The following is a 4,089-nucleotide window of genomic DNA, read 5'->3' on the forward strand; positions in this document are numbered from 1 at the left end:
TGCAAACCCGTTCGGTGCGCACCAACGAGGAGGGGATTGCCATTGTCTTGCCGGCCACTCGTCTTGCCCCTGGTTCCTGGGAACTGCACTGCCGCGATGCCGACTTGATAGCTGAGCTGTTTGGCGAGAAGGAGCTGAAGAATTGTCTGCGTTTCCAGGTTGTGCCTGCCCCGGCTCAGTCAGAACCAGCAGCCGCCTTGGTGGCCCAGCCAACAGAGCCTGAATCCGCTCCTCAGCCCAAAGAGCCTGCCCCCCCACCCGAGCTGTTTTCCCTCATGCACAGCGAACTGGAGGGATCCCCTGAGGAAGTACTGGTGTTGACGGGGCGAATTGGCTGCAGCGGCGAACTGCAGGTACGGCTTTGGCAGGAGGGGAGCCCGGATCCCCTTTTCCAAGGGCGACGGCAGATTCAACTCCCAGGACAGGCGCGAACGGCAGTGTTTAGCATTCCCCTCACCCTACCCAGCCAGCCCTGGGCTCGCCCTCTGCGGGGAGAAGTGTGCCTCGCTCCCTCCTCCTGGCAGCATCCAGAGCTGCTGAGAGTCCCCTTCTCTGTTCGCTGCCGCGGCCAGGGGGAAGGGCCACCCTCTTTGCCCCAGGAAGAAGAGCCACCCATCCCTGAGGCCAGCCCTGCCTCGACCACAACCTTGCTCTCCCCCGAGCGCACCCTGCAGAAGTTGTTGCGCATCTGGCAGCGCAGCGCCTCTGGGGGAAAAGAAGCTCCCGACCCGCTTCCGCCACAAGAACTCCCAGCCTCCCCTGCCTCCCCAGCAGAGGCTGCAGCCAAAGCTAACGCCCAACCTGGGGTGGGGACTCTTCCAACTGAGCCGCCTGGCAAAGAGGCTGTCCTGCCAGCCCAAACCGAGATCCAGCCCACCCCACCCTTAGCTGTGACTGACCAAAACCCGGAAACCCTGCCTTTGCCCCCAGGCGTGTGCCCAGCGCCCCAACTGCTGGTGCCCGAGCACCTGCGGGCAGGTGACAATTTTGACGTAGTGCTGCGTTTGCCCGCCTCGCTCAATTCTGCCAGTAGCTCGAGCGAGCAGCCTCCCTTGTGGATTAAGTTTTGGGTCAAGCATGGCCGCACCCGCTCTTTGGTGGATGGCCCTCGTTGGTTGCTGGACTTCTCCCGCAACGAGCAGGGGCAGTGGCAAGCTCTCACCCGCATGACCATCCCTCCCGGCGTCCCTGAGCTAATCTTCGAGGCTTGGGCCGTCAGCCCAGATCGCCAGCAGCAGAGCGACCGCGTGACGGAGCACCGCTCCATCTTGCCCTAGGTCAGTCTTGGACAGAGCGCACCATCAGCACTGGGCAGCCGATATGCACCCGCACGTAGTCGGAGACAGATCGTCCCAAGAGCCGATCCAAGTCGGGGATGCTGCGGGCAATGCTGGGCCGGCGATCTGGGGATCCCATCACCAGCAGGTCGGCCTTGCTTTCTTCCGCCAATCGGACAATCTCGGTGCCCGGATCCCCGACCGCCGTGAACACCCGATGGCTGATTTGGCGGCTTTTGAGAGTGGCAATGGCTTTATCCAGAACCTCGTCCCGCGCTTGGGCATCGGCATCCAGTTGCACAGAGGCTAGGAAAATCTGTGCTCCCGGGATGCCGGCCACTAGATCCAGGGCCGTGGCAAAGGCGGCCTGGGCGGCGGGGGAGTTGTTGAGGGCCACCATGACGTGGCTGGGGTATTTGACGTAGGCGTCGTCTTTGACCAGCAGCATAGGACAGGAGGCAAGCTGGAACACGTATTGGCTGACCGAGTTCTGCAAAATGGCCATGATGCGGTTGCGCCCCCGCGATCCCATGACAATCAGGGGATTGGGTAGAGATTCCGCCACCTGCAGCACCACCACCTTGGGATCCCCTTCCACCAGTTGAGTGCTAATCTTCAGCCCAGGCCGCGGGGGAAAGGTCTGCAGCGTCTGGGCCAATAGCTCCTGCCCCCTTTGCCAGGCCGCTCGCATCTCCTCCGCAGAGGTCTGGGAAGGCACCGCATGCAGCAGCGTCACATGGCACTGGGCAAAGGCCGGCAAGGACAGGAGAGTATGCACCATCTGCTCGGTGGGGCCAGTGCCGTCGATGGCGGCAATGATGTTTTCAAAGCGAGGCATGGGATCCGTTCTCCTGGCCAACAGCTGCCAAGACTCATCCTAGATCTGGCGCTGCGGATCCCTGTTACCGAGGCGGATATCCCGCAACATTTTGTTGGGTTTTAGTAACTCAGCCACACATAGCCAGTGAAGCCGCCGCCGGCATTGGTGTTGCGACCAGTCAAGAATTGAAACCCTCCTAGGCCCAGCGTTAACCCTCCCTCTAGTCGCCAGTTGAGCTGGCCGGAAAGCTTGAGGCTATCGTAGTCGGGATCCTGCACTGCCACATCTCCAAAGAGCAAAGGGGCGCCGTTGCCGAGGGTAAAGTCGCCATCCAGAGCCACAATGGCCTGCACCTCAGGGCTGAGATCCGCTCCAAAGGTCAAGTTGGCTTTGAGGCGGTCGCCCGGATAGCCTAGGTAATCCCGCAAGGTAAGGCAGGAGTCGAAAAAGGCGGGCAGGGATCCCAGCTCGACATTGGCTGCCGCTCCTAAGCTGAAGTCGTAGCCAAAGACGCCGTACCCCAAGGGCAGGGGGGTATTTTCGGTGGCGTATCCAGGCGGGATGAGGGCCGTCAACTGAGCTGAGAAAAAGGGATCCCCCTCTCCCCAAGTATGGCGCAGGCCCAGCTCCAGATCCCGCAGGCCCTGGTTGCGCTGGGTTACAAGCTGGTCGCCGCTAGCAAAGCGATTTTCCAAAAAAACATAGCTGGTGTTGAGATTGAGAGTGAGGCGATCGCTGAGGCCAGTTTCGCCAAACAGGTTAAGGCGGGTCTCGCCGTACTCGGAAAGGGCCTGCTGCAGGCGTCCTCCCTGGTCAAAGCGGGTGCGGGGTTGGTACACCTCAGGCTGCAGCGAGAAAAACGTTTTCCCTGCTCCGCGAGGAAAGCCACAGCCTGCCCAGGCTGGCAGCTCCAGACCCAAGACAAGGCTTAGGCCCAGCAGCCAGCTTCTTGCTATGGCAAAAGGCTTCATCTGGGGATCCCTGACAACAGCGCCGCCGAGGGGGATTGTATCTGCCAAAGGCCGTTTTGGGCCCTCGTCCCCACGGCTACATCCTTCGGGCAACAGCCGGCAAACCTACCCGGGCCCGGAATTGCCGCGCTGCTGTCAGCGCCCCATAGGGATCCCCCTTGTAGAGGCCGTAGTGCATGAGAGACATGCGCCGCAGCCCCAGTTGCGACACCTCCTGCAGCCACTCCCGCCGGCTCATGATGGCAAAGTCCACCTGGACCGTGTCGGCCCGACCGCCGTTGGGGTGTTTCTCCTTAATCGAGGGCTCGTAGTGAGCCAGCATCAAGTTGCGGTGGATGGGGGCAAAGAGATGGCAACAGAGGCGGATCTGCTCAGGGTTGCCCGGATCCGGCCCGTTCAGCTCTGGGTTAAACTCCCCTGGCCGCCGCTGGCGCATGGACTGGAAGGCGATCCCGTCCATCCGGCTCATCGTCTCGGCAAAAGGCTCCACCATGCTGCGCCCCGACCCGCGCTGGGGATCGTCGAAGGTGGCAATCCACCCGCCCCAACAGAGGGCCACTTCGGCCTCTGGCAAACGCTCCTTGATGGCCTGGCGAGCTCTTAGGACGTTGCGCATGAGAGCCTGGTAGTAGGGGGCAGTGTCGGCGTTGTAGGTATCGGCAGGGATCCGCCAATAGGAAAACTCGGTGGCCAAGCTCCAGTAGGTAGGGCGGCCTTGGGGGTTGGCTTGGGCAATATACCCCGCCAGCTCGGCTACGTCTTGGATAAACTGCTGGGAGATGTGGTAGTCGCCGCAGGGGCGGTGGGTGTCGTCTTCCCAGGTGATGATGTGCAGGCTGTAGCCCCGCTCAAACCACTGCCGCAGAAGCCCGGCCTGGTGCCAGTTGCGCCAGAAGGAGAGATCCCCCTGGCGGTGGTCAAAGCTGTTGAGCCAGCCGCTCAAGAAATGGGGATCCCACCCCTGCGCCACTGCCGCCACCTGCGGATCCGACTCAATCTCCCAGAGAAAGCGACCGGGATC

4 protein-coding genes are annotated in these 4,089 nt (G+C 61.9%); 1 reads left to right on the forward strand and 3 read right to left on the reverse strand.

Annotated elements, in window-relative coordinates; all coding sequences use genetic code 11:
• A partial coding sequence (locus tag NW807_RS08595; RefSeq protein WP_414425836.1) for a hypothetical protein occupies positions 1 to 1,277 on the forward strand: 1,277 nt, incomplete at its 5' end.
• Between the two features lies 1 nt (position 1,278).
• Here the strand turns inward: NW807_RS08595 and NW807_RS08600 are convergent.
• The 3 genes from NW807_RS08600 to NW807_RS08610 form a co-directional block, all read right to left on the reverse strand.
• Entirely contained in the window at positions 1,279 to 2,115 is an 837-nt protein-coding gene (locus NW807_RS08600) for a universal stress protein (RefSeq protein ID WP_414393609.1), read from the reverse strand.
• Positions 2,116 to 2,216: 101 nt separating this feature from the next.
• The gene (locus NW807_RS08605; protein WP_414425837.1) at positions 2,217 to 3,068 is read right to left on the reverse strand and encodes a hypothetical protein; all 852 of its coding nucleotides are present in this window, start codon (positions 3,066 to 3,068) and stop codon (positions 2,217 to 2,219) included.
• Between the two features lie 76 nt (positions 3,069 to 3,144).
• A partial coding sequence (locus NW807_RS08610) for a hypothetical protein (RefSeq protein WP_414425838.1) occupies positions 3,145 to 4,089 on the reverse strand: 945 nt, incomplete at its 5' end.

The organism is Synechococcus sp. R70.1 (assembly GCF_047461675.1).
In the GTDB taxonomy this organism is placed as follows: Bacteria; Cyanobacteriota; Cyanobacteriia; order Thermostichales; family Thermostichaceae; genus Thermostichus.